Below are 26,762 nucleotides of genomic sequence, written 5' to 3' on the forward strand. Positions count from 1 at the left end.
CTCAAAATATAGAAAATTGATTCCATATATAGAGGGTTGAGACAATAGTTTCAAGTTAATCCCTCTTTTATATAGGTTATTAAGTCATTTTTTAAACAATAATAAAAAATAGAAAAAATAATATGCGTTTTTTAAACGTAATTGTTCACTTAATGATACTTGCGAGCATCTTCAGTGCATTTTTAGTCATTTATGCGTGTTTGTGCAAAATTAACACGCCTTGTTAAGCCTTATAGCTTCAGTATACTGACGTTAATTTAGCGTTAACTGACATGAGCAATCACGTTTCCTTTTTTATAAGTAACACAAAAAAGTGTAACTACAATAATAATTATTCACAAAAATTTTCAAGGATCACGAATGAAGCATTTTGAAGCAAACTTTGATGGCTTGGTTGGACCAACCCATAACTATGCTGGATTATCGTTTGGTAATGTCGCCTCATTAAGTAATGCGGCCCTCACTTCAAACCCAAAGGCAGCAGCCAAACAAGGTTTGCAAAAAGCCAAAGCATTAGCCGACTTAGGTATGGTACAAGGCGTATTAGCCCCACAGGAGCGCCCAGATCTATACACACTACGTCGAATTGGTTTTTCTGGGTCAGATGCTGAAGTTTTACAAAAAGCCGCTCAACAGGCTCCTGCATTGCTTAATGCTTGTTGCAGTGCGTCGAGTATGTGGACAGCTAACGCCGCAACAGTTTCACCCAGTGCCGACACCCGTGATGGAAAAGTGCATTTCACTCCGGCCAATTTAGTCGATAAATTACACCGCAGTATCGAGCCCATTACCACAGGCAAGATTTTGCAAGCCACCTTTAATAACGATCGCCACTTTAAACATCATCAACATCTCCCAGAGCACACAAGCTTTGGTGACGAAGGCGCAGCAAATCATACGCGTTTATGTAGCGAATATGGACACGCTGGCGTTGAATTATTTGTTTATGGTCAAGAGGCCACTAATCCAAGTGCTGTAAAACCGACAAAATACCCAGCACGCCAAACATTAGAAGCCTCGCAAGCTGTGGCGCGATTGCATCAGCTTGAAGATGAAAGTTGTGTATTTATGCAGCAAAACCCTGATGTTATCGACCAAGGTGTATTCCACAATGACGTGATTTCTGTCGGTAACCAAAACGTGTTGTTTTATCATGAGCAAGCGTTTTTAAATACCGACGCTAAATTTGATGAAATTCGTCGTAAAATGAACGCTGACATGCATTTTGTTAAAGTAGCAACCAGTCAGGTATCAATCGATGATGCGGTTCGTAGCTATTTATTTAATACACAAATTATTACTTTACCCTCTGGCGAAATGGCGATTATTGCACCCACGAATTGTCAAGAAAACCCTGCAGTATTTGCTTACTTAAATGAACTTGTCACGCTAGGCACGCCCATTAAACAAGTGCGCTATTACGATGTAAAACAAAGTATGCAAAACGGTGGTGGCCCAGCCTGTTTACGTTTACGTGTGGCAATGAACGAGCAAGAAGTTGCCGCGGTAAACCAAAACACCATAATGAATGACACCTTGTTTACTCGCTTAAATACCTGGGTAGATAAACACTACCGCGACCAGCTTACCGTAAGCGATCTAGCCGATCCGCAATTGATTATTGAGTCACGCACCGCATTAGATGAGTTAACCCAAATCTTAAAGCTTGGCAGCGTATATCAGTTCCAACGATAACGTTTTAAAAGATTCAAACTCAAGACATGCCGTTGATAAAATCAACGGCATTTTTTTATACAAATAACTAAAAAAATTAAACAAAAAAATCGGCCACAGATGTGGCCGATTTTACACTACATTACTCATTTAACAGTGGAAATACATCGAAGCATTAACCATCATCACGAACACTTACACTGTAACTTACAGCTTCACCTAGTGGGGTCTTCACTGTAATAATAAGCACTCCAGAAGATTTTTGGTTAGGACTCGCTTCACGAGTAACAGTAAACCCATATAATAAAGGCCTATTTGATGCATTATTACCAATCGTAAAACTACCAGAAGAAGATAATAAACCATTATCTAAAGACGTCGTTATCGTAGTGCCAATAGGCAAGGTATTATTATTTAAATCAGATATAAACAGATAGACCGTCTTATCCGAAACACCTGTACCTGTAGTTAGATCTATCGCTGCAACAGCGGTTATATTGCCACCGGCATCAATATCAACTAAACGGCCATAAGGTACAGAGCCTGACATAACAATAGGCATATTCCTAAACACATTAAGTTGTGCTTGAGTGTTATCTAGACCTGTTTGAGTACAGCTTGCGGCAGAAGATGTTGCACATAATAAGCCTGTATAAAATCCATCTGCACTATCGAAGCTTCCACTGGAATTAAAGTCAATGTATTCCTCTGTTACAGCGCCTGCAGGAACTGGTGAACCTCGATAATTACCGTCTTCGTTGTGATCAGTAAAGGCTTCAGTTAGATCAATGAAATCTTCACCAATATCAAACAGACCATTACCATTCAAATCAACAAAACTCTCTTCACCAATAGCAAAAGCAGTTATTGTAGAACGACCTGGACGTGGTTCAGCTATTACAGAAGCGCTACCATCAACGTAAGCTGATAATAAATTACCAGTACAAGGTGGAAGAGAAGCATCAACCCCACCACCAACAAAAGCAACTGGACAAATAACCGATGTCCCCTCAAAAGGACGAGGATTTTGACTTGTCCACTCAACAGAACACGCACCCGTTGAATCTATTGTTTGACAACTTGCACCGATAGAACCACCTTCCGTTCTGAAGTTAATAACGGTTCCGTCAGGTACAGGATTATTAAAGTGATCAGCTGAACGAATTGTAATGGCTGAAGTTGCACCATCATGATTCCATGCTTCAGGATTAAGAATCGTCGCAGATAACGAGAAGCTATTATAATCAGCTAATCCAGTCGTGACCGTTAGACTATCAGACACATTGGCAACGATTGGACTTGTAGGATCAGTCGCATCTTGCCACACAGCAAACACTTTAACAGGCGTTGGCACTGTACCCGAACGTACAGTAACTGAAACGTTACCACTTGCATCGGTATAGGCAACAGCATACTTGTTAGGTGTATCGATGTCAGCAGGGTATTCGCTATCACCGACTTTTGGGAAATTAGGGCAATTAACAAAGTCAGATGCTAATGGGGCTGGAGTAATAACCATCCCACCTACATCTGTAGAAAGCTCAAAACAGACTCGTTGAGAGCTTGCCGGTTGCCCAACTTCATTAAGCAGTTTAAAGGCGACACTCGATGTTTCTGAGCGAGCACCTGCGCCATCTAAGCCACCGGATACTTTTAATGCAAGCTCCGTAGGAGAAGCACTTATAAATTGGATTGATCCAACCGAGATAGGACTGATGGTAATATCTGCTGTAGCACTTACACTTGATGCGCCAGTAATAGCAGAAACAGTCACAGTATCTGTGCCTTGGCAATTAATACTTCTATAAGTTGCAAAGCCTTTGCCCGCATTGGTTATCACTGGTGAATCAACAACAGCATTACCTGCAGACATACATTGAGAAGAAAACTCTAATGTAAAGGGTTGGCTTGTCTCAATGCTTCCATCGGGAGCCTTAACGGTCACTTCAATAACAGTAGAACCGCCAGCAGGGAGAGTATTAGCACCAATGTAGGTTGAAATCTCTAAATCAATATCGACACGACCAATCTCAAAGGCTTTAGTAGAAGTAACCTGCTTCACTTTTAATGAAACTTCGCCGGCTCCAACATCACCATTTGAATAAAGGTCTAATACTGCTTTACCATCTGCATTTGTTATAGCTGTCGCAGAATTAGGGCTAATTGCACCTAATGTCGTACCAGCAGTAACAAGCACTTGCTTTAAAGGTTGATTAGAACCATCAAGTTTAACTATTACCCCTAAAATACCAGGACGTTGATTTGTAATGTTATCGGTGATAGGACAAACCTCAAAGTTTTTCAAGGTCTTATTAAATGCTGTAATACCATTACAATCATAAATCTCAAATGTGATTGAAGGATCTGCAGCAACTGGATCGATATCATCACCAGCAGTAGTAAAACTTACCGTTGCAGCTGTTGAGCCATAACTCGCCGTAACACTAGCGGCACCTTCAACAGTACCTGCGGTAATAATGAGTTCTGCTTTACCGGCATTATCCGTTAATGCAGTTCCTATTGAAGGAAGAAACTCACCTAAACTACTTGAAAACGAAACAACTTTACCTGTTAGCGGCAGGTTATTGCGGTCTAGTAAATAAACTTGCACACGTCCTGGAGATGCCTGACTGATACTGGAAGCCTGATTTCCAGAACCGTCCAATAAACTTATGGTTAATGAATTGTTTTCACCATCACCACCAGGTGCATCGCCGGCAACACTATAATTAAAAGACTCAGATAATGTTTCGCCATTCAAGCTGAAAGTTGCTTGTACCGCACCAGCACCTTCAACGGTACCGGTTAATAAAGTCACTTTAGCAACACCGCTAGCATCAGTTAACGCATTACCAGAAGTAGGGTTTATGACTCCTTCACCAGCAATTGAAAAGTTAATCAGTGCATTGGGTACAGCAACACCATCTTTTAATAACGTTGCACGCACAGAACCAGGTAAGCTCTTATTAATATTGCGAAGTTCATTATTAGATGAATCAAGTACAGTAAGATTTAATGTATACGAATCAATCGGCAGAACTATAACCTCATCACCTAATGTTTCAAAGAAAATACTCGCTTTTGAATTATTAATTTCAACAGAAATCTCAGTAGCACCGGCAACGTCACCAGCAGTTAAGGCAACCGTTGCGATACCATTAGCATTAGTAACAGCGGTACCTGTAGAAGGAGTTAAGTTACCAAGCGTACTTGAAAAAGTAGCTAACTTACCTGCTAAAGGTAAACCATTTAAATCGAAATAAGACGCTTCTACTTTCGCAGGAGAAGAGTTACTTATTATAGATATTGGATTACCGCTGTTATCAAGTAACTTTAACGATAATCGGTTTGTTCCAGCGGCTACCCCATCGCCAATCATATAAAAGCTAACAGATGTAGTTAAGCCTGAAGCTGAACTAACGGTTACTGTGGCTGCTGTCTCGACATTAGCGGTACGGAGTTTAATTTTTGCTACGCCTGAAGCATTCGTCAATGCAGTTCCACTGGAAGGTTCAAATGTACCGTAAGAACTATTGTTTAAGGCAAATGAAACAACTTCATTTGCAATACCAACTCCAGATGAATCAGCAAGAAGTACTTCTATAAATCCAGGTTGAGAATCCGATATTTCAGTGATTGAAGTACCAGAAGTATTGGTTAATTTTGCAGTCAAAGATGACGAACCGGATACCCCAGCATCACCTTTTGAATAAAAATTAATCTTAACAATGTCCTGTTCATCAATCTCAACATTAACCGTACCAGCTCCTTCTTTATTTGCTGAAGTAACCTTGATAACCGCTTTACCATCAGTATCAGTCAACGCAGTCCCGCTGTTAGGGACAAAAGTCGCTAAAGCTGTATCATTAAGGGAAAAGGTAACTAATCGATTGGCTATTGGAATTCCGGTAGGATCTTGGTAATCGACATGAATGTAGCCGGGTGTCAAAAAGCTAATATTGCTTATCGAATTACCAGCGGCATCTTTGAGTGCGAGTTTAATTAAATTATCGCCAGACACAGCGCCATCGCCAGCCATTGCGATACCTGTAGAAGCTGATTCACCGGAATCTAAAGATGCTGTTACAGTCACAGCGCCTTTTGTTATTGCTGTACTAAGAATGACTTCGGCAATACCTTCAGAATTGGTTTTAGCTGTACCTGAAGATGGAGTAAAAGCCCCTAAGGATTCATCTGATAATGAAAACGTAACGACTTCATTCGCAATTGCACCCGTTAAAGAACTTGATACGGTGGCCTTTAATGTAGCAGGTAAGCTCGCTGATATGTCATTTGAGGACGTTTCAAGAGAGATTGTTATAACCTCTGTTGTAGTCGTTCCATCGCCACCCCCTGTGCTTGTCCCATCATCTGTAATACTTCCTCCACCGCCACAAGCGAAGAGAAAAAATGAACATAAAAGTGCAAAACCTACTTTATATGCTGACCTCATTGTCAGGCTCCCTGTTACATTAAGATTAAACTAAATAATTATTATAGTTACTTATAGATTAACAATACGCAAATATCTTGTAACTTTACCATAACTCTATTGTTTTCTGTGTCATTTATCCGTTAAAACTTTCACTTTTTGGCCATTTCCTAAAAGGGCGATTCCTGCTAGTCTTTAGCCCATTCAATACAGATCTAAAAATATTATAATGAAAAGGAATACTCTGTGAGTAAACAACGCAAGCTCGGACTCACGAGCAAAATTTTAATCGGCATGGGAATGGGCATTCTATTTGGCCTCGCATTAAGAAACTTCTTCCCTGGTAGTGCGTTTATTCAAGAATACATCACCGATGGATTCTTACATGTTATTGGCACTATCTTTATTTCCAGCTTAAAAATGCTCGTCGTACCGCTAGTATTTATTTCACTTGTTTGTGGTACTTGTTCCCTAAGCGACCCATCTAAACTGGGGCGTCTAGGTGGTAAAACCATTTCATTCTATTTATTCACTACTGCTATTGCGCTCACCATTGCCATTTTAGCCGCGGTGATTATCCATCCAGGTAATGCCAGTCTTGCAGGTAACGCATTAGAATACACAGCAAAAGATGCACCGAGTCTGTCTGAAGTCCTTATTAATATCGTACCCACCAACCCTATGCAAGCCATGAGTGAAGGCAATATGCTGCAGATCATTCTATTTGCCGTTATTTTTGGTTTTGCTATCTCACACATAGGTGAACGTGGTGCTCGTGTCGCGTCATTCTTCAATGACCTTAATGAAGTTATCATGCGTGTAGTCACGCTGATTATGCAGTTAGCGCCTTATGGTGTATTTGCCTTAATGGCAACACTGAGCTTAACGCTAGGCCTAGAGACCTTTGGCAGTGTGGTTAAATACTTCTTCTTAGTCGTCGCGGTATTATTTATCCAAGGCCTAGTAGTTTACCCCACATTATTAAAGCTGTTTTCAGGCTTAAGCCCACTGATGTTTTTACGTAAAATCCGTGACGTACAATTATTTGCATTCAGTACGGCCAGCTCAAACGCGACATTGCCTGTCACGATTGAAACCGCTGAACACAGAATGGGTGTAGACAATAAAATCGCCTCATTTACCCTACCATTAGGTGCCACACTTAACATGGATGGCACGGCCATTATGCAGGGTGTTGCCACGGTATTTATTGCGCAAGTATTTGGCATTGAATTAAGCATTATGGATTATGCAACGGTTGTTGTTACCGCAACGTTGGCATCTATCGGTACAGCGGGTGTGCCTGGCGTGGGCTTAATTATGCTTGCCATGGTGCTTAACCAAGTCGGTTTACCGGTTGAAGGTATTGCATTGATTATTGGTGTCGACAGAATGCTAGACATGATCCGCACAGCGGTTAACGTAACCGGTGATGCTGTCGCAACAGTGATTATTGCTAAATCTGAAGGTGAGTTTAACGAAGAAATCTTTAATAACTCACAAGCGGGTAAAGCAGCAAAAAGCTTTGAAGAGCAAGTGCTAAACAGTAAATAACTGGCTTAGTCAGCTCGAATATAAAAAAGCGCTAATATAGCGCTTTTTTTGTATAACTAAGGCATTATCATTGGCTTACCCCATAAAATATAATCAATATCAGAGCACAATGAATATGGACATCACTTTATTAGCCAGTTTAGCGGTTATTCATTTAGTCGCATTAATGAGTCCAGGGCCAGACTTTGCCATCGTCGTTAAAATGGCCACGCAACAAACACGCTTAACTGCCGTTTATTGCGCCTTAGGGATCGCCGCCGCTATTTTGGTTCACACGTTATTGTCACTCTTGGGGATCAGCGTGATGATCCAACAATCACCTGTGGCTTATATTGTGGTTCAACTTATTGGGAGTGGTTATTTGGCTTGGATGGGATTTGGCGCGCTAACATCAGCTTTAAAAGCACTTAAATTAAAACGTCAACCAGCTACTGTAGTGACTTCACCTATCGACAATGTGGCACAAATGTCGTCATTTAAGGGGTTTAAAATTGGCTTGTATACCAACCTGCTCAACCCCAAAGCATTAATCTTTTTTATTACGCTGTTTACGGTACTCATAACCCCGCAAGTGAGTTTTGCCACTAAAGCCGCCGCGGCAATATTATTATTTAGCCTGTCTTTTATTTGGTTTGGCTTATTAGCATTAGTGTTATCTAAACCGCGAATTCAACAAAAACTACTCGCGGCCAATACCATTATTGATTTATTAGTGGGGATCATTTTTATTGCTGTCGCCGTCACTATAGCGAGTAATATTGCCAGCAATATAATGAGTCAGTGGCTAGCTTGATAATTGCCATGGGTTAACACGCTTGTAATTTGTCCCGCGGCGCTTGAAGTAGCCTGCGGGCAATATAATCAACCAACACATTTAAACCTGCCGTGAACATCAATAACAATAACGCGCCACTAAAGCGGATTTCAGCAAAGTTACTGTCCACATAAAACCCTAATGTCATTACGCCTAACATACCTAAAATGGCCGTTTCGCGAATAATAACCTCAAAGCGATAAAACAATAACCCCATAAAGTGTGGATAAATTGCAGGTAACACCACATAGCTATAGTGATCTAATCGTGGGCGATAAGTTAACGGCACAATAATATCATCCGACTGCCGAGCCATTAAAAAGACCATTAATCCGCTATTGTGCAATGCTAGCGCAATGATTGCCGGTAGCATAGATGGGCCAAGTAACAACATAAACACAAACGCTAATAAATATTCGGGCAATGAACGCAATATTAAATTCACCCCACGCATTAGCATGATGACCCATTTGGGCATCATCAATGTCGTATTAAGCGGTAACATTATTAAGGTTAATACATGGGTTAAGCCCAACGCGCAGCAAGCTAAAACTAACGTAGCGATAATCCCAGGCCACACTTGGACGCGCACTAACTCATAAGCCCATTCACCGACCGCAACAAGCGTGTCTGCAGCAAACCAGGTTGTAAGCGTTTGCCCTTGGAGCATCGGCGGTAAAATATCTATCGAGATAAAGCGCCAAATCAATTGCGGTTGAAGCACGGGTAATTCAGGTAAAAAATACACTGCTAACGGTAAGTAAACCCATAACATCGCAGGCTTCGCCCAAAAACGAATAGTCCCTATTAAGGCGATAAACAAGATTAACAGCGCCCCGCCCTGCTGGTAATGGCCTTGACGAAACGCAGACTCTAAATAAAACCCTAGCGTCGGCATACCAATAAACCCTAATACCGCACTGCTTCGAAGCGCACACTCAAAACGATAACGAATATATGCCACAATTTGCGGGTACATGTGCATCCAGCGGCCATAAATCAATGCAGATAGTCTGTCTGTGCCTTTAGGCAGAGCAAACACTGTTTGCGGGGGTGCTTGCTGTAAAATATCGGCAAATACGCGAGCAAACGTGGCGGCATATGGCAGACCAATGGCTAAAATACCGGTAAGCGGTGATAAACCAAAAACTTGTAAAAAAATCAGCGCCCAAAAAATTTCATGAATAGCCCGAATAAAGGCGCACATGGCCGCTATCAAAGGGTGTTGATAGGCTAGCGCTAATGGAAATCCGAGCAATAGCCCCAGGCAAATTCCTAATAACGCAAAGCTGATGGTTTGCCAAACGGCCTCTAATAAATATTCGGTTGCGCCAAAATCAGGTGTGATAAACCCCGTAAACATCCGCCCAAGTTCAGCCCAAGGCTCTAATGCAATCACTTCTGTGTCGGCAAAAAACCAACACACAAGCACCAGTAGAAATAACCCTAGGGTTATTTTTTGCCAGTGGCCAATAGAAGGAAAAAAACGTATCGAAGCGGTATTTGCCATCTTGTTAGGGTTAATCTGCACGATGAGGCGATTCATCGGCCACAACATAATGCTGAGACAAATGGGCCAGAGTGAGTTGCTTAGCGTTAGCATCTAGCGCCACTTTGCCTGCACTAATCACAATAATGCGATCAAAATGTGCCAACGCCAGCTCAGCATCGTGCAAAACACAAATAACACTTTGATGTGATTGTTTCACTAAATTGAGCAACCTAACACCCATGAGTGGATCTAACGCCGAAAAAGGCTCGTCACCCATAAATACTGGTTGTTGCTGAAATAACGCACGAGCAAGCGCGACACGTTGGCGTTGACCGCCAGAGAGCTCGCTGACTTTTTTTTGCAGTGGCATATTCAATTCAAGCTGTTGGCAAATAGCGCTAATGTGTTGCTGTGGTTGTGCAAACGGTAGCAACAAATTAACCATATTATACCAACGAGAATGACGTGCTAATCCGCCGATAAACACATTATGAAAAATAGACAGATTGTCGACTAAACCTTGTGCCTGTGAACACAAACACGTTTGCTCAGCCAGTTGTTGATACAGATGATGTAACAAGGTCGTTTTACCGACACCCGACGGCCCCAAAATCGCAATATGCTCATTGGCATTGAGTGCCAAGCTGATGTTGGGCAAAATAATTTTTTGCCCATAACCTAAATCAGTATCAACAACGGTCAGCATTAATCTAACATTCCAATGGCTTTCGCCACACGTTCAATAGGCTCGTAATCACTGTTACTCGCTGGTACAAATGATTCGCGCGGAAAACTGTCTAATAAATCTTTATCTTTCATGCCGATTAAGGTTTTGGTTAGCTTGTCTTTAAAACCTGCACCATAAACAGTGTCTACACCAGAATGCACTGTCCATTGGTAATCAGGATAAGTAGGACTTTGCCAAATCACGCTGACTTTTGACGTGTCAACTTCACCTTTTTCAACAGCGGTGTCCCACACTTTGTAATTTACCGCGCCCACTTGATACACACCGGCCTCGACCTGGCTAATAGTACGGCTATGGTCGCCCGAAAAACCAATGCGCTTAAAGATTTTATCGACAGATTGACCCACATTACTTTCAATAAAATACTGCGGCATTAAACGCCCAGATGTTGAGTCTTTTGAACCGAACGTAAAGGTATAATCATTTAATACCGGAAAACTATCGGTTGCAGTTAACTTCGTAGAATGATGCGCAATAATATAGCTTTTGAAAAATTGGTCTTCAAAACCTTGGGCAATGGCCTCTGAACCCGGCACTAAACGGCGGGCTTGTACACCAGATAAGCCACCAAACCAGGCTAACTGAACTTGATTATTACGAAAGGCGGTGACTGCGGCAGAGTACGACTTTACTGGCACATATTTTACTTCAACGCCTAATTGCTCAGACAAATACACAGCGACTTTATCAAAGCGAGTGCGTAACTGGCTTTCATCTTCATCTGGAATAGCAGTAAACGTAAATGTTTCACTAACCGCAACGGTTGAAAACAAGCTTAAAACGCCTGCCAATATCATTCCTGTAAATTTCATCTTAATCCTTTGATTATCCATTAATGGCATTATTCTAACGTCCTACGACAACTTAACCTAGAGCCGCAAGCATAATAGTGCAGGATATTTATTACGGTTAATATTCAACCAAACAAATAGATAAGGTACTATCGATGAAATATAATTCTTTTCATATCACCTTCGTTAAGGATAAAAATGCGTATATTGGTCATAGAAGACGATCCCATTTTATCGCATCACTTAACGGTGCAACTGAGCGATGCGGGTAATCAGGTACAAGTGGCCTTAACCGCCAAAGAAGGCTTTTATCAAGCAACGAATTACCCTATTGATGTGGCCATTATTGACCTAGGCTTGCCAGACCAAGACGGTATCAGCTTAATAAAATCACTGCGATCGGCCGATGTAAAAGCACCCATCATCATTTTAACAGCACGCTTAACCTGGCAAGATAAAGTTGAAGGACTCAACGCTGGCGCCGACGATTACCTAGTCAAACCTTTCCAAAAAGAAGAGCTCATCGCCAGGCTAGATGCCATCGTACGTCGAAGTGGTGGTTTTGTTCGCTCCGTCATTACCAGTGGTCCATTACAATTAGATTTAGCCGCCAAACAAGTCAGCCTGCAACAAACACCACTAGACATCACCGCATTCGAATACCAACTACTGGAATATTTAATGCGCCATTGCCATGAAGTGGTGGCCAAACAGCGTCTACTTGATGTGATTTATGCCGATAAAGAAGGCGATCCAAATACTATCGAAGTGATGATAAGCCGATTGCGGAAAAAGCTCAGTCAAGGTGGGATAATCGACCCAATTATGACTATTCGCGGCCAAGGATATAAATTTAACCACCCATGCGACTAACTCTGCAGCCCAAAAAGCGTTTACTCACAAGGATGTTTGTCACCTCCTTGTGCATCATTGCCCTCGTCGGGTTTGGCTTAGCCTGGTTAATTAATTTACTCCACGCCCAAAATCGATATAACCAAACCACCAGCGAACTTATTGCTAAATTGCCCATTATTGCCGCAGAATTTCGCGAAAACAATTTAGTGCCGATAACCCAGGCCCGCGAAGGTGACGACATTGATATTCAATACATTATGGCAACCTGTAATGCGCGTTATGACACGTTATGGCGTTCAGAATACGCCACTGACTTACACCTAAGCCAAATATGCGAACAATACCTCACCATTAAAGACGATTTGCCGCCGTTTTATCTTAACTTTAACCAAAGTCAAAGCTACTTTGCTTACCTGCTGAGTATTGATGTTGACGCGCAAATGTACCATTTATTGATATTACAAGATGCCAGTGAGCTTAAAGCCGAACTGAGTCAGTTTAATCGACTCACCTATTTTAGGCTCGCGATAGTGTTACTTGTTGCGTTGTTATTACTGATCAGCGCAGCCTATTGGAGCATGCGCCCCTTAGCGCAATTAAAACTTGAGTTGATTGAGCTTCAACGTGGACGCAAACAGCGGTTATCTCACGATTATCCAGAGGAATTGCAAGGGATCACTACCGCGCTCAATCAATTAATCACGCAAGCAGATGATCGCCAAGCGCGTTATCAAAATGCGATGAATGACCTTGCTCACAGCCTTAAAACGCGTTTAGCCGCAAGCATCGCTATTATTGACGACCGCAGCTTAGAGAGACAGCAACAAAACCAACAAATTCTTGAACAAATTAATGACATGGACCACCTTGTTCAATACCAGCTCAAGCGCGCCATGCTGGGCCAACAAGGGCTGCACTCTCAACACACCGAGCTGCTGCCCATTGTTGAATCGCTCGCCCAAATGCTCGCTAAACTGTACCAACAAAAACACATTTCATTGAGCCACAATATCAGTGACCATCTTGCGCTGCCGCTAAGCAAAGGCGATGTAATGGAGCTGCTAGGTAATTTAATGGAAAACGCGTGTAGGCTGTGCATAAACCAAGTCAGCGTGAATGCTCACATAAAAGATGGCAACACTATATGCCTAAGCGTAGAAGATGACGGCCCCGGAGTGGATGACGCTATAAAACAAAAAATTATACAACGAGGTATACGAGCCGACACGCAATCACCCGGCCAGGGCATTGGGCTAGCCGTTTGCCATGAGTTGGTCAATAGCTATGGCGGCACGCTCACTATTAACACCAGCTCGTTGGGCGGCGCGGCATTTATTATTGAGCTTCCGATCTAGTTGACACGATCTAGAGAACACGCCGGAAGCGCTAGCACTGTTGAGTAAAAACGTTAGCTCAGTGGTGCATATAATTGCTCTGCACGATTAAACATGGCCCAAGACGTTGCAATATATTTATCGTTGCTAATGGGCACATTACCACGATGGCTGTGAGTAAAACCGGCAGGCGCTATCACCATGGTGCCTTTTTTAGGGCTGATTTTACGCTGCTGGTAATAAAATTCTGTCTCTCCGCCCTCTTCAACATCGTTTAAATAAAACATGTATAACACCACACGGTGCAAGGCTTCATTATGGCCATTTTGCGGAAACTGCTCCGAATGCCAATGCGGATAACCCCCAACGCCTTTTTGATAATGTTGAATATTGATAGTTCCACTGCGATACAAATACTTTGTTAAGGTGCTGGCTCTAGGCTTACCTAACGCATCAAAATTGTTAGGCGTTAATGTCTGAGCTTGACCTTGCTCGTCGGTCACTTGCACCGATACCGCGCCCATCAATGCTAATGAATATTGGGTAAAATAATCCGTCATCTGCGTAAACGTCGCAGCCAACAGCTCATTTTTTAAGTCAGCTAAATCGGTAAACGCATCTAACATTAAATCACGGCTACGTTTTTTTTCGTTATCCACACCAAAGCCAGTTTGACCAGGGCCAACATTGGGGTGCGCATTAAAAGCAGCAACTAGGCGGTCACACAAATCATCGCTAATAGAATTGGGATATACTTCAATAAAATCCATAGAGGGTAACTATTATTTGTCCATTTATAGTATTATGCTGCCACGCCAACAAAGGCCCTGTAAAGCATAAAGGCAAACATAGCGTGTTGTTCTATCACGTCACCATGACTACATTATGAAAAAAAACCAAAAAGTCGCTGTAGAACAACTTGAAGTGGGCACGTTTATTCGTCTTCCTATTTCGTGGAAAGACCACCCATTCTTGTTTAGCAGTTTTAAAATCAAAAATAGCGCCCAAATTGAGCTAATCAAAGGATTAGGACTTAAGGATGTGTTTTTCGACCCTGAAAAAAGTGACATTGAACCAGTTACCTCCACTGACGCTCTACAACCGCCGACAGAAGAAGAACTTGCTACGCTAAAAGAGCAAATGCTTAGCGACAAAACGGCCAAAATTGATGAACAGAAAAAGCTCAAACGTGATCTGAAGAAAACCGAACAACAGTTTGAACGTTCAGTCGCCATGATGCGCTCGATGGTGTCAAAAGTGAGCAGTCGCCCACTCAATGCCGTTGGCGAAGCCAAAGATTTAATTAGTAACATGACCAATATGTTGCTCAACTCAGACAATCTTGCGTTGCATTTAATGGGCGATGCTAAAAACGATGAGCATATTTATCACCACTCACTCAACGTAGCCATGCTATGCATGTTAATGGCTAAAGAACTTGGCTGGTGCCGCGAAGAAGTTGAAACTATTGGCCTTGGTGCGTTATTTCACGACATTGGTAAACTCAAAGTACCCAGTACGATTCTCAATAAACGCGTCCCACTGTCTGCGCCAGAAGAAAACTTTATCAAACAACACCCGTTAATGAGTATTAACTTTTTAAAGTTAGCCGACAGCTTCCCAGAAGAAGCCAAACCGTTAATCGCAAATCATCACGAATTTTTAGACGGTAGCGGTTTTCCACAAGGACTTAAAGCAGATAAGCTTGATAAGCTGTCGCAGCTGATTGCGGTGGTAAATGAATACGACAACTTGTGTAATGGCACTGGCCAGATTAAGGGTAAACCGCCGAGTGTGGCACTGGGAATGCTGTACAAAAACTACAATGAAAAGCTCAACACTGAATACGTGAGTAAGCTCATTAAAATGCTGGGCATTTATCCACCTGGCAGCATTGTTGAGTTATCGAGTGGCCAGTTTGCCATGGTGATGTCGGTTAATTTACAGCAGTTATTATTTCCCAACATCGTGGTGTATGACCAACTCGTGCCCAAAGACCAGGCGCCAATCATTAGTTTACAAAATCACAATATCTCTATAGTGCGCAGCTTACCGGCAGCGGGACTGCCTAAAATAATTCACGCTTATCTTAACCCAAGAGATAAAATCAGTTTTGGTATCGGCACAAATTAAACTCGCCTCAATAAGCTGTATTAATCAAAAAGCCACTTGTTTTAGCAAGTGGCTTTTTGTTGCACGCGATTTACGGATATAAAATGTGAAGGTTAAGTCTGTAATGACTCTCTATCGCGATAAAAAATAAATCTCTCACAAGGTTAATACCATTCCGCATTAATAAGTGACCACTCAGAATGCGTCCAGCGGTTTTTGATTAAGGCGTCGCTATGTAGTAATGGTTGTTCCCTTTCAAATAGCGAGAACGCAGAGCAAAAGCCGCTGGGGCATTCCTTTCAGGCGAGTTTTAAAAGGGCTTACACTGCGTTGCATGACTTCGAAAGAGAATAACTATTCATTCAGTCATTCGCCTTGTTTAAGCCCTTTTAAATTCTCGCTGAGAGATCACTTATTAACGCGGAATGGTATAAATTACAACCAGCCTTTGCGTTTAAAGAAAAAGTAAGTTCCAGCAGCACTGGCTAGCATTAATGCGACTGCCATTGGGTAACCAAAGCGCCAATCAAGTTCTGGCATAATATGAAAGTTCATTCCATAGCTGCTCGCAATCAAGGTTGGCGGTAAAAATACCACTGCCGATACCGAAAATATCTTAATAATCTTGTTTTGTTGTAAACCACTAAAGCCCATTGCCGCGTCGAGTAAAAACTGTAACTTATCGAAAATAAACTGACTGTGAGGCATTAATGATTCAATGTCAGACAACATTTCACGAATAGACTTTAAGTTCTCATCAGACAAACTGTCACGGTAATAACGTTGCATATACCGTAATGAGCGCTGGGTATCGAGCAAACTTAAGCGGATTTTACCGTTAGAGTCTTCTTGTAAGGTAATGAGTTTAAATACATCATCAAGCTCGTCGTCGTTAAACACTTGTTCGCCGACATTTTCTAATACGCTATATACGTCTTCGATTAAGTCAGACAAGTAATCCACTTTTAAATTAAATAACTCTAATAACAAGCCTTGTGGAGTAGTGATGTCTAAACGACCTAAACGCAAATAGTTACGCAATAAACGGATTAAACCAACATCTTCTTCACGAATGGTCAGAAGAAAATCTTTACGTAAGTTAAACGATACGTTTACTGCTCGTACATCTGAACTCACGCGTTGTGGAAATAACGAGTTAATGTGTAGGCCGTCTTGGTTTTGGTAAAACCGTGCCGAGGCCTCAATTTCTTTAATATCTTCTTCGTCGGGCACTTCTTCAGCAGAAAACAACCTCAACCATTGACGTTCGGCATCATCGGGCTTTAATAAATCTAACCACAATGTCGACTCAGGTACCTTGTCACCCACGTTTAATTCTGTGGTAACCAGTTGTCTATTTTGATAGGCGTATGCAGTGATCATCGCTCCCCCAAAGTTTGTTAAACCATTAAAGGTATAACAAACAAAAATGCTCAAAAATTGGCGCTAGTTTACTCAACTAAAGCGTAATGAAAAGCAAAAAACTGATCCGCGATAAATAATCGTACCAGTTGATACTAAAAAATGATGATTCAATATAAAAAAGCGCCCTTATTGGACGCTAACATGGCGAGATAAATAACCCTAATTGATGCTTATTCGCCTTTTAAACGTCGGTCTAACTGATCTTTTAAGTTAGCGGGTACACCTTTAATTAAAATGGTGTCAGACACGGGGTCATAAATCACACGCTCACCTAAATGTCCGCCGTCAAAACTTAATGTTACGCCGCCGCCAGTGCCCGAAAACTTTTTCAAGCTGCGTAAACTGGCTTTATCAGCCGGAAACTCTTCATCGAGCTCATAACTGCCGCCACAAGCAAAATCATAAAATGAATCCATACCAGAGTCAGCTAATTCATCGGCCAAGTCTTTTACTTCAATCACTTCACCCGCATCTGCTCGCTCTGAGCAATACTCAAACACTTTATTACGACACTCTTGACGCTCATCTTTAGTCAGCTCACTGCCAGCCACAAAATCTTCAACCGCATGAATTAACGTCTTGTTTTGCGCTTTGGTGTTTACCCCTTCAACGCAGCCCATAAAGTCTAAAAAGAAATCAGCCACTTTACGACCGGCACGGCCACGAATAAACGAAATATACTTACGTGAACTTTTATCTGCTTGCCACTCGGTTAAATCGATGCGCGCCGCTAACTGAATATTGCTTAAATCTAAATGATTGTTTTGCGACAATTCCATGTCATCTAATACTGTCATCGACGATTTTGCACTCAATAACGCCACAAACAAATAGTCGCTCGTCATGCTGGTGTAGCAAGACATCAACAAAAATCCGCCCTGGCTAAAATCGTACTTGGCTAACTCTTGTTGCAATAACTGGCTTGCTTGACCACTAAACTCAACAAAGCCTAAGTCGCCGTTGCGGTAACCGGTTAACGCATTCGCAAATTCATCGTTGGCTTCGCCATCATCACCGTGAGTGCCAAAAAAACCAAAGCCCTTACCCGCTTTACCTGAGTAAGTCTGGTGTAATTCTTCTAACATGGTTTCAACAGCGTTGGTATTCAACAACGGTTGCGGACGTAAACGACAGCGCATTTGTCCCTGACCGTCTTGAGAAATTTCGTGAATAATTGCTTGCTCAATACTAATAGCCATAAGCCTTGTTAACCCTAGTCTGTCGCAGATGATAATTTAAAAAAGAATGATATCAGACCCACCGTATAAATCGAACAAGGGTTTGCGATATTCCTTAACCAGGTCGAATAAAACTTGAGGCGATTAACGACTAAATCCGTTATTATATGCAGCTAATTCATTCTTTATCGAAGTTTTCTGACTATGGCAATTCAATCTAAATACACCAACACTCAAGTTGAAGCACTTATCAGCGAGCTGCTTGCTACCCTGGCTAAGCACCAAGCACCTACCGATTTAAGCCTAATGGTATTAGGTAACTGTGTAACCCATTTACTTGACAAAAAAGTGCCCAATGAGTCACGTCAAAAAGTGGCAGAGCAATTTGCAAAAGCGTTAACACAGTCGGTTAAGTAATCGACAAAATAAAATTTATCACTAAGGCTAACAATCAGTTACACTGAATTAGTCTGTGATGATAACGTAGGAATACGAGTTAAGATGATCGAGCGCAAAAAGCAGCAAATGACGCGTGACAAAGTATCGCGTTTAGTTAATTGGGGTCACTGGTTTGCCTTCTTTAATGGCATATTGGCGATGTTAATTGGCGCTCGATATATTGGCAGCGTGGGCTACCCAGAAACCTTTATCGGTTGGGCCTATTTGACCATCAGCACCATTGGCCATTTTACCTTTTTAGCCTTCATCGGCTACCTATTATTTATTTTCCCAATTACCTTACTGCTACCTTATTCTAAAATCTTACGTGGTTTTGCCGCGTTTATTGCGTCACTCGGGCTCTACGCCCTACTGTATGACACCGTCATTTATGATGACTACGGTATTCATTTAAGTCCATTTGCATTCGACTTAGCCTGGCAAGACCTCAATGCATTACTCCACAGTACCTCTTATATTATTACGCCCATCGTCATTGTGTTAATTGAGTTAACTGTTGCAAACTTTTTGTGGAAGCGCATCGATAAAATACAGAAAAAACAATGGGGCAACCGCGTTGTGCTGTTTGTCGGTGCGTGTTTTGTCAGTAGCCACTTGTTTCACATTTGGGCTGATGCCACCAGCATGACAGAAGTCACCCGCTTCGACGACGCCTATCCTGTTTCATACCCAGCGACTGCACGCTCGTTTATGGAAAGCCACGGTATTGACAGCAGCATGCAAACGCCCCAATCACGCAGTGAAAAATCGCGTAAACTCAGCTACCCGATTAATCCAATGCAGTGCAATGCCGACACTCAACAAAACGTGTTATTGATTAGTATCGACAGTCTGCGTGCTGATATGGTCGATAACGACACCATGCCATTTTTAAGCCAGTACCGTAATAAAAATCAACGATTTACAAAGCATTTCAGTGGTGGAACAGATTTCGACACCAGCATGTTTACGTTAATGTACGGCTTACAGGGTAATTACAGCGATCGTAAAGAGTTTGCCGTGACTAGCCCAATACTGACCAACATCTTAACTGAGCAAGGCTATCAGCAAGCGTTTTTTGCGCCAACGGTAAGTAATGACATCACCAACAGCGCAATGTTTAAAGGCTTGCAAATACATACCAGCGAAGGCGCTAACGGCAGTGCTGATGCAGACATTAATACCATCAATGCTGTCAACGCGTGGCAAGCAAGCCAAAAGCAACCCTGGTTTGCCTTAGTTAACCTCACAGCGCCAAAAGACTACGACACGCCTATCGGTTTTTTAGGGGTACAAACCATTAAACCGAAAATGGAGTTAAAACCAGCGCAAAAGGTATTATTTAATCAATACCGTCAATCGCTTAACTTTATAGACCAGCAACTGTCTAACTTACTGAATAATGTTAGCGACGACACGGTAGTGATCATTACCGGTACTTATGGCCAAGTGTTTACCAGTAACAGCAGCGACGCCCGCAACGACTTATCGCCTGGGAATGTGAATGTGCCACTCATTATTCATTGGCCAGACACCTATGGCAATAAAGTGAATTACCGCACCAGCCACTACGGTATTGCTCCAACCATACTCAGCCATGTTTTAGGTTGTACCAACCCTAGCACCGACTTTAGTGCGGGTCGCAGCCTATTAGAGCCCAACAGTGAGACCTGGGTGTACATCGGCGACAGCCGCCGCTTTGCGATTTATCAAAAATCTGAAATCACTGTCCTTGACCGCTTCGGTAAATACCGTATTTATGATGTTAACTACGATAAGCGCCTAGATAAAAAAATGAGTGCACCTGAGTTAATTCAAGTCATGCGAGAAGGCCGTAGACTCTATAATCAATAATACTGTTGCGGCTAATTGTGTTTGATTAGCCGCACTGTTACCTGTTGATTCATTGAGCTGCCGAGTTACGATAAAACCATTTTTCAAACATAGTTACGACCCATTCCCCGCACGACATCACTTTTGTAACAGCGCTCTCGTCATATACTGCCGCAGCAGCCGAATCGTTGGCAATGGATCAATAGTCTGAGCGTTGGTAGTTGAAAGTTCAATAGCCGGATAGTTGGAAGTTCAATAGCCGGATAGTTGGAAGTTGAATAAGCGGATAGTTGGATAGTTGGATAGTTGGATAGTTGGATAGTTTATAGCCAATCGGCAATTAGCATATAACTAACTGCTTGCGCTCATTAATTACTGTTGATAAAGTGCATAACCACTTAGTTACCCCAGTTGTTAACACTCACTAAGTGCTGATGTATACATCAAACAAATTCGGTATGTAGCGCAGCCCGGTAGCGCACTGTCATGGGGTGTCAGGGGTCGGAGGTTCGAATCCTCTCATACCGACCAAATTAAATCTAATGATGGTATATCATCTCTATTAGATAAAAAAAATCCCATTTTAGCGTCGCTAAAATGGGGTTTTATTTTTACGTTTAACGAGTAAGTCTATGTGTTCCTCTTCACGCCTGACGGGATCGAATTCCTATCACATCAGTTATTTATGATTCAATGATCAATTAATTGCTTCGTGTAACTCTTGATACATCAACTCGCGCATTTTAAACTTTTGGATTTTCCCCGTCACCGTCATGGGGTATTGGTCGACGAATTTGATGTAGCGCGGCACTTTAAAATAAGCAAACTTTTCGGTTAAAAAGTGGCGAATATCGTCTTCGGTAATCGCAGCATTGGCGCGAACTTTAATCCAGGCACAGACTTCCTCACCATATTTGTCACTTTGCACGCCAAATACTGCGGCATCTTGTACATCTTTGTGAGTGTAAAGTTTTTCTTCAATCTCCCTTGGGTAAATATTCTCACCGCCGCGAATGATCATGTCTTTAATACGACCCACAATTTGCACATAACCCAGCTCATCCATTTGGCCAATATCGCCAGAATGTAACCAACCGGCACTGTCAATGGTGGCCGCAGTTTTCACCGGGTCATTCCAATATCCTTGCATAACACAGTAACCGCGACTGCAAACCTCGCCGGGTTGGCCAATCGGCAATACCTCACCAAACTCATTAATAATTTTAACCTCGGTGTGCGGCAATGCACGGCCAACGGTAAGCACCTGTTTTTCTATGGGTGAGTCAATTTCGGTAATGTGATTCAGTGGGCTGCATTCAGTTTGCCCATAACCAATTAACACTTCCTTCATGTACATCAAATCTTGTACGCGGCGCATCACTTCTTCAGGACACGTCGCCCCTGCCATAATGCCAGTGCGCAATGAACTGAGATCAAATGAACTAAATTGCGGATGCTCTAACAAGGCAATAAACATGGTTGGTACACCATGTAATGCGGTGCAGCGCTCTTTGGCAACCACTTGCAACGTTGTTATTGGGTCAAATGATTCACCGGGATATATCGCTGCCGAGGCATGAATCACACTCGCTAAACTACCTAACACCATGCCAAAGCAATGATACAAAGGCACTGGAATGCATAATTTATCTGTTTGGCTCAACCCCATCGCATCAGCAACTAAATAAGCATTATTTAGGATATTATGATGCGATAGCGTCGCACCTTTAGGGCTGCCAGTGGTACCCGAAGTAAATTGAATATTAATTGCATCATTGGGTGTTAACGACTCTGCGATGCATGCCAATGTGTGTTTATCTTCTGCGCTAACACTTTGCAATAAATCATTAAAATTAAGCATGCCCGGCGACGTTTCGTTGCCCATTCGAATAACATAATCGAGTTCAGGTAACGCTGTAGAGTGGAGTTCACCTATCTTGCTACAGGCGAGTTCAGGTAGGAGTTCATTTAACATCTGCAGGTAATCACTAGACTTAAACTTGTCGGCACAGATCACCGCACGACAACCTACATTACCTAATGCATATGCTAACTCTTCGGGTCGATAAGCGGGGTTAATACACACCATAATCGCGCCAATTTTTGCGGTGGCAAACTGCGTTAAACACCACTCAATATTATTAGGCGACCATATCCCAACTCTATCTCCGGGTTGAATACCCAACTTAATCAATCCCGTCGCTAACGCATCAATTTGTTCACAATATTGGCGATAGGTCCAACGGATGTTTTGATGGTGTACAACTACCGCTAAATTTTCAGGATACTTGCTCGCAATGTCAGTTAAATACTGCCCAATGGTTTTAGAGATAAGCGGCGTGGAATGATTACCATGATATTCACTTGAATTGAGCGGGAATTGTGTTTGATGATGTTTGATGGTCATTTAAGCCTCCTTGCGTGCCATTGTTTAGGACAAACTACCTAAAGAACGACATCAGTCACAAGCAAAATAACCCTTCATTAGACTAAAGATGCATGGGGAATAATCTTTACAGACACGTTAACAATGTCAATACAAACGCAGTAAGGCCACTACAACGTAAAGAGAAATAAGGCTTAACCGATAAGTATAATACCTATGACTCACATAAATATTGATTTGACGCATATTTTAATTAAAAATCGACCAAATGACTGGTGTTTTTACTTTTGGCGCCGATACACACTTTATCAATCACTTTAATAGCGGCTCTCATCAACAACATTATGCCTGACACTTTATCGACATTATTTTCTGTTACTGATGAAAGCCTACTCATTATTGGTAATTTCCAACCTCTTGTTGTATTCATCTCAATAGCTATAGCGGTTTTTGCCTCTTACATGGCTATGCAAGTCGCATCGCAAGCGACCGTAACGCTTAACGTATTCAAACGGCACTTACTGATCTTTTGCGGCAGTATCGCCTTAGGAGGCGGAGTGTGGTCGATGCACTTTATCGGTATGTTGGCATTTAGCTTGTGTACGCCGGTGAGTTACAACGTCGGGATAACCGCTTTATCATTTTTGCCGAGCATTGCTGCATCGTGGGTGGCGCTCAATGTAATTTCTATTGAAAAACCCCAATTAAGCCATTTTGTAGTCGGCGGAATTTTAGTCGGCGCAGGCATTGGCACCATGCATTATGTTGGCATGGCAGCCATGGAAATGGCGCCACTATTGCGTTATGACATGTTTTATTTTGGCTTATCCATTGTGGTTGCTGTGGCATTAGCCATTTTATCTTTGTGGATCCGCTTTAGCTTAAATCACTTAGGCCGCTTAACACTCACTGACTTACATAAGAATATGATTGCAGCGGTCGTGATGGGCTTTGCGATTTCAGCGATGCATTATACCGGCATGGCAGCGGCACGTTTTGTTAGGCCTGCTGGATTTGAGTTTTCAGATCAAACCAAAATGGTATCGCTTTACCTTGGCATTGCGGTTGCCACAATGACCGTAGTGATTATTCTTTTTGTATTAACCGTCAACATGCTGATCAAATATCAAGCATCATTACATCAAACTAAACTCAGTGAAGCACGATATCGCGCCACCATATCAACTGCGGTTGACGGTATCATTACCTTTAACGATAAAGGCATGATTGAAAGCGGCAATAAATCGGTTGAAACCTTACTCGGCTGGCGACTAGAAGATGTTTGCCATCAAAATATCCGCAGCTTTATTCCAGCCACTTTTATCGATGACTTTAATATCTACCTGCGCAGTTATTCCGATGACACATTAAGTAATCAAATAAGTGATGGCCGCGATGTCGAAGCCATGCACGTTAACGGGCATACCATTCCTGTTAGAGTGTCTATTGGCCATGCCTGCATTGAAGGCAAAAGTCTGTTTGTAATGTACATCAGCGATTTGCGTCATCGTATTGAAATGCAGCGCGCCTTGATAAAAAGCGAAGCACAATTTCGTTCTCTCATTACCAATATTCCCGGTATTGCTTACCGCTGCTTAAATATTCAAGACTGGCCAATGGTGTTTATCAGTGATGCGGTCGAAAGCATTACTGGCTACCCCGCAAGCGACTATCTCGGCGCTCAGCCCAAACGTCATTTTTATGAACATGTGCATCCCGATGATCTTGATTTAATAGCGAGCCAAGTGACTACAGACAAGGTATTCACACTCGAGTATCGCATTATCAATGCCGATGGCGATATCCGTTGGCTGCTAGGTTACGGCACCCATGTGGATGGCTTAAACATTAATGATAAGTGGCTCGACGGTTTTATAATGGATATTACTGAGCGCAAAGCAATGGAGCAATCGTTGATGATTGCCAAAGATAAGGCAGAACAAGCCGCATCTGCACGCGCCGCTTTTTTAGCCAACATGAGCCATGAGATCCGCACGCCAATGAACGCCATTATTGGCTTTAGCGACATTTTACTCGACGATAAACTCCCACAAGAACAACATAAACACCTAAAAACCATTAACCAGTCGGCCAAGTCATTACTACACCTACTTAACGACGTACTCGACAGCGCCAAACTCGACAAAGGCAAGTTTGAGTTAGAAATGCGAGATTTCTCGGTTATTGAAGAAGTCGATTCAGTCGTGTCTACTTTATGGTTGCAAGCCAATGCTAAAGGGTTGCATTTAAATGTTAACGTGGCCTCAGAGGTTGCGCAGTCTTATCATGGGGCGCCAGATAGGATCCGCCAGGTACTCACCAACTTAATGGGTAATGCAATCAAATTTACCGCTGAAGGTGGCGTAAATATCGATGTCAGAGTTAAGCCCAGTGGTTGTATTGAATTTGCCATTGAAGACACCGGCATCGGCATGACACAAGCCCAACTCGCGTTGGTGTTTGATGCATTTGCCCAGGCCGATGCCAGTATGAATCGCCGCTTTGGTGGCACAGGGTTAGGCACGACCATCAGTAAACAATTGGTCGAATTAATGGGCGGTAAAATTACCGCAAAAAGCACCTATGGCAAAGGCAGCTGTTTTACCTTTTCACTGCCGTTAACCGCGCCAAAGCAAAGCCGGCGCGAAGCAGTCCCATTACTCACCCACAGCCTTAAACCATTGGCGATATTAGTTGTTGATGATATTCAGCAAAATATTGATTTATTGACCATAGTCATGAAACGCCAAGGCCATACCGTGATTACTGCACGCGATGGTAAGCAAGCCTTACTGCGGATGCAAAGTGATAATATTGATATCGTATTGATGGATGTGCAAATGCCTATCATGGATGGATTAACCGCATCACGACAGCGCCGTGAGCAAGAGCGTGAGCAACAATTACCACATATGCCCATAATTGCGTTAACAGCCAGCGTGCTGCCAGAAGATAAGCTTGCAGCACTTGAGGCAGGCATGGACGGATTTGCCAATAAACCCATTGATATTGCACTGCTAAATCATGAGATTGCCCAAGTCTTGAATCTTGAAAGTCATCATGAAACCCCAGACATGCAACACACTATCATCGATAGTAAACACGCAGTAAACGACAAAAAAGGCATTGCATTGTGGGGTGATAAAGCCACTCTGATAAAAGAAATCAATGGCTTTATGATTAAACAACAAGATTGTATTAGTCAGTTACAGAACTTAATTAGCGCAGATGACTGGCCAGCTGTGCATGCTCAATTACATGGTTTAAAAGGCTTAGCGGGTAATTTGTCATTGACGCAATTAACCCGATTACTCATCGATGCTGAGCGACTGGCACTCATATCGTCCGCAACGGAATTAGTTGCGCTGTTACCATCACTTGAGCAAGCATTTGCCCAGATAGCACAATACCTTGAGGCAGAACAAACTGATGAACGAGCTGAAGCTGAAGCCGCTGTGACAACGACTCAAACAATGGATGCTGCGCAACTTAAACAGCTTATTAATCGTATTCGCCTTGCAGCTAAAGAAAACGAGTACAATGATGTTGATGTTGACCTATTGATTGCTTCAACACCTAAATTGTATCGACCGCATTGTACTTCAATACAGCATGCATTAGACGACTTTGAATTTGAACAAGCATTAACAGAACTCGACAGCCTTGAGTCACTGATTAATGCATAGGTAACAGAAC

At 42.4% G+C, this 26,762-nt stretch carries 18 protein-coding genes and 1 tRNA gene; 10 read left to right on the forward strand and 9 right to left on the reverse strand.

The features are described from left to right. Positions 1-360: 360 nt before the first annotated feature. On the forward strand, positions 361-1,695 hold the full coding sequence (gene astB / locus AC19MX_RS08410; protein WP_432399766.1) for an N-succinylarginine dihydrolase: 1,335 nt from the start codon (positions 361-363) through the stop codon (positions 1,693-1,695). Positions 1,696-1,849: 154 nt separating this feature from the next. Here astB and AC19MX_RS08415 read toward each other — a convergent pair whose 3' ends face one another. After that, the gene (locus tag AC19MX_RS08415) at positions 1,850-6,127 is read right to left on the reverse strand and encodes a beta strand repeat-containing protein (protein WP_498297614.1); all 4,278 of its coding nucleotides are present in this window, start codon (positions 6,125-6,127) and stop codon (positions 1,850-1,852) included. 225 nt (positions 6,128-6,352) lie between these two features. Between AC19MX_RS08415 and AC19MX_RS08420 the strand changes: the two genes are divergently transcribed. Both AC19MX_RS08420 and AC19MX_RS08425 read left to right on the forward strand, forming a co-directional pair. Further along, positions 6,353-7,660: a dicarboxylate/amino acid:cation symporter gene (locus AC19MX_RS08420; protein ID WP_432399770.1), complete on the forward strand. Its 1,308-nt coding sequence runs from the start codon at positions 6,353-6,355 to the stop codon at positions 7,658-7,660. Positions 7,661-7,775: 115 nt separating this feature from the next. Further along, a complete protein-coding gene (locus tag AC19MX_RS08425) occupies positions 7,776-8,453 on the forward strand; it encodes a LysE family translocator (RefSeq protein WP_498297616.1) in 678 nt (225 codons plus the stop codon). 13 nt (positions 8,454-8,466) lie between these two features. Here AC19MX_RS08425 and AC19MX_RS08430 read toward each other — a convergent pair whose 3' ends face one another. The 3 genes from AC19MX_RS08430 to AC19MX_RS08440 are packed head-to-tail and all read right to left on the reverse strand — an operon-like array spanning position 8,467 to position 11,511. Beyond that, complete coding sequence (locus tag AC19MX_RS08430; RefSeq protein WP_498297747.1) at positions 8,467-9,984, reverse strand: PhnE/PtxC family ABC transporter permease; 1,518 nt, start codon at positions 9,982-9,984, stop codon at positions 8,467-8,469. Between the two features lie 10 nt (positions 9,985-9,994). Beyond that, on the reverse strand, positions 9,995-10,672 hold the full coding sequence (locus AC19MX_RS08435) for an ATP-binding cassette domain-containing protein (RefSeq protein ID WP_498297618.1): 678 nt from the start codon (positions 10,670-10,672) through the stop codon (positions 9,995-9,997). Next, positions 10,672-11,511 (reverse strand): putative selenate ABC transporter substrate-binding protein, encoded by an 840-nt coding sequence (locus tag AC19MX_RS08440; protein WP_498297748.1) that lies wholly within the window; start codon positions 11,509-11,511, stop codon positions 10,672-10,674. The genes AC19MX_RS08435 and AC19MX_RS08440 overlap by 1 nt, the downstream gene beginning before the upstream one ends. 192 nt (positions 11,512-11,703) lie before the next feature. Here AC19MX_RS08440 and AC19MX_RS08445 point away from each other — a divergent pair, with 192 nt between their 5' ends. Together AC19MX_RS08445 and AC19MX_RS08450 are read left to right on the forward strand one after the other, a co-directional pair. Beyond that, positions 11,704-12,378, forward strand: a complete 675-nt coding sequence (locus AC19MX_RS08445; protein WP_498297620.1) for a response regulator — start codon at positions 11,704-11,706, stop codon at positions 12,376-12,378. Further along, entirely contained in the window at positions 12,369-13,715 is a 1,347-nt protein-coding gene (locus AC19MX_RS08450; RefSeq protein WP_498297622.1) for an ATP-binding protein, read from the forward strand. Before AC19MX_RS08445 ends, AC19MX_RS08450 begins: the two co-directional genes overlap by 10 nt. Positions 13,716-13,768: 53 nt before the next feature. Here AC19MX_RS08450 and AC19MX_RS08455 read toward each other — a convergent pair whose 3' ends face one another. Next, positions 13,769-14,464 (reverse strand): 2OG-Fe(II) oxygenase, encoded by a 696-nt coding sequence (locus tag AC19MX_RS08455; RefSeq protein WP_498297624.1) that lies wholly within the window; start codon positions 14,462-14,464, stop codon positions 13,769-13,771. A gap of 115 nt (positions 14,465-14,579) precedes the next feature. On the opposite strand from AC19MX_RS08455, the gene AC19MX_RS08460 reads away from it, so the two are divergent. After that, a complete protein-coding gene (locus AC19MX_RS08460) occupies positions 14,580-15,827 on the forward strand; it encodes a cyclic di-GMP phosphodiesterase (RefSeq protein ID WP_498297626.1) in 1,248 nt (415 codons plus the stop codon). Between the two features lie 414 nt (positions 15,828-16,241). Here the strand turns inward: AC19MX_RS08460 and corA are convergent, their stop codons facing one another. Together corA and yejK are read right to left on the reverse strand one after the other, a co-directional pair. Then, entirely contained in the window at positions 16,242-17,189 is a 948-nt protein-coding gene (corA, locus tag AC19MX_RS08465; RefSeq protein WP_432399783.1) for a magnesium/cobalt transporter CorA, read from the reverse strand. A gap of 212 nt (positions 17,190-17,401) precedes the next feature. Continuing rightward, on the reverse strand, positions 17,402-18,430 hold the full coding sequence (gene yejK / locus AC19MX_RS08470) for a nucleoid-associated protein YejK (protein ID WP_160056485.1): 1,029 nt from the start codon (positions 18,428-18,430) through the stop codon (positions 17,402-17,404). A 183-nt stretch (positions 18,431-18,613) separates the two neighbouring features. On the opposite strand from yejK, the gene AC19MX_RS08475 reads away from it, so the two are divergent. The 3 genes from AC19MX_RS08475 to AC19MX_RS08485 all read left to right on the forward strand — a co-directional run bounded on the left by AC19MX_RS08475 (position 18,614) and on the right by AC19MX_RS08485 (position 21,211). Beyond that, positions 18,614-18,826, forward strand: coding sequence for a YejL family protein (locus tag AC19MX_RS08475; protein WP_160056483.1), 213 nt, complete (start codon positions 18,614-18,616; stop codon positions 18,824-18,826). A gap of 84 nt (positions 18,827-18,910) precedes the next feature. After that, a complete protein-coding gene (locus AC19MX_RS08480) occupies positions 18,911-20,701 on the forward strand; it encodes a DUF3413 domain-containing protein (protein WP_498297628.1) in 1,791 nt (596 codons plus the stop codon). 433 nt (positions 20,702-21,134) lie between these two features. Then, positions 21,135-21,211, forward strand: a tRNA-Pro gene (locus tag AC19MX_RS08485). A gap of 166 nt (positions 21,212-21,377) precedes the next feature. Here AC19MX_RS08485 and AC19MX_RS08490 read toward each other — a convergent pair. Next, a complete protein-coding gene (locus tag AC19MX_RS08490) occupies positions 21,378-23,087 on the reverse strand; it encodes an AMP-binding protein (RefSeq protein WP_498297630.1) in 1,710 nt (569 codons plus the stop codon). A 232-nt stretch (positions 23,088-23,319) separates the two neighbouring features. Further along, positions 23,320-23,463 carry a hypothetical protein gene (locus tag AC19MX_RS08495; RefSeq protein WP_498297753.1) on the reverse strand — a complete coding sequence of 48 codons (144 nt, stop codon included), beginning with the start codon at positions 23,461-23,463 and terminating at the stop codon, positions 23,320-23,322. Between AC19MX_RS08495 and AC19MX_RS08500 the strand changes: the two genes are divergently transcribed. After that, positions 23,411-26,752 (forward strand): MHYT domain-containing protein, encoded by a 3,342-nt coding sequence (locus AC19MX_RS08500; protein WP_498297632.1) that lies wholly within the window; start codon positions 23,411-23,413, stop codon positions 26,750-26,752. The two genes, AC19MX_RS08495 and AC19MX_RS08500, sit on opposite strands and share 53 nt — an antisense overlap. Positions 26,753-26,762: the final 10 nt, after the last annotated feature.

It is taken from the genome of Shewanella sp. MF05956, assembly GCF_059758055.1.

What these genes read in the sequence shown, in the direction of transcription:
- AC19MX_RS08460 (WP_498297626.1), top strand. Translation starts at nt 14,580, where the DNA reads ATGAAAAAAAACCAAAAAGTCGCTGTAGAACAACTTGAAGTGGGCACG.
- AC19MX_RS08450 (WP_498297622.1), top strand. Translation starts at nt 12,369, where the DNA reads ATGCGACTAACTCTGCAGCCCAAAAAGCGTTTACTCACAAGGATGTTT.
- AC19MX_RS08490 (WP_498297630.1), bottom strand. Translation starts at nt 23,087, where the DNA reads ATGACCATCAAACATCATCAAACACAATTCCCGCTCAATTCAAGTGAA.
- AC19MX_RS08480 (WP_498297628.1), top strand. Translation starts at nt 18,911, where the DNA reads ATGATCGAGCGCAAAAAGCAGCAAATGACGCGTGACAAAGTATCGCGT.
- AC19MX_RS08455 (WP_498297624.1), bottom strand. Translation starts at nt 14,464, where the DNA reads ATGGATTTTATTGAAGTATATCCCAATTCTATTAGCGATGATTTGTGT.
- AC19MX_RS08475 (WP_160056483.1), top strand. Translation starts at nt 18,614, where the DNA reads ATGGCAATTCAATCTAAATACACCAACACTCAAGTTGAAGCACTTATC.
- AC19MX_RS08445 (WP_498297620.1), top strand. Translation starts at nt 11,704, where the DNA reads ATGCGTATATTGGTCATAGAAGACGATCCCATTTTATCGCATCACTTA.
- AC19MX_RS08440 (WP_498297748.1), bottom strand. Translation starts at nt 11,511, where the DNA reads ATGATATTGGCAGGCGTTTTAAGCTTGTTTTCAACCGTTGCGGTTAGT.
- astB (WP_432399766.1), top strand. Translation starts at nt 361, where the DNA reads ATGAAGCATTTTGAAGCAAACTTTGATGGCTTGGTTGGACCAACCCAT.
- AC19MX_RS08415 (WP_498297614.1), bottom strand. Translation starts at nt 6,127, where the DNA reads ATGAGGTCAGCATATAAAGTAGGTTTTGCACTTTTATGTTCATTTTTT.
- AC19MX_RS08500 (WP_498297632.1), top strand. Translation starts at nt 23,411, where the DNA reads ATGCCTGACACTTTATCGACATTATTTTCTGTTACTGATGAAAGCCTA.
- corA (WP_432399783.1), bottom strand. Translation starts at nt 17,189, where the DNA reads ATGATCACTGCATACGCCTATCAAAATAGACAACTGGTTACCACAGAA.
- AC19MX_RS08430 (WP_498297747.1), bottom strand. Translation starts at nt 9,984, where the DNA reads ATGGCAAATACCGCTTCGATACGTTTTTTTCCTTCTATTGGCCACTGG.
- AC19MX_RS08495 (WP_498297753.1), bottom strand. Translation starts at nt 23,463, where the DNA reads ATGAGTAGGCTTTCATCAGTAACAGAAAATAATGTCGATAAAGTGTCA.
- AC19MX_RS08435 (WP_498297618.1), bottom strand. Translation starts at nt 10,672, where the DNA reads ATGCTGACCGTTGTTGATACTGATTTAGGTTATGGGCAAAAAATTATT.
- AC19MX_RS08425 (WP_498297616.1), top strand. Translation starts at nt 7,776, where the DNA reads ATGGACATCACTTTATTAGCCAGTTTAGCGGTTATTCATTTAGTCGCA.
- yejK (WP_160056485.1), bottom strand. Translation starts at nt 18,430, where the DNA reads ATGGCTATTAGTATTGAGCAAGCAATTATTCACGAAATTTCTCAAGAC.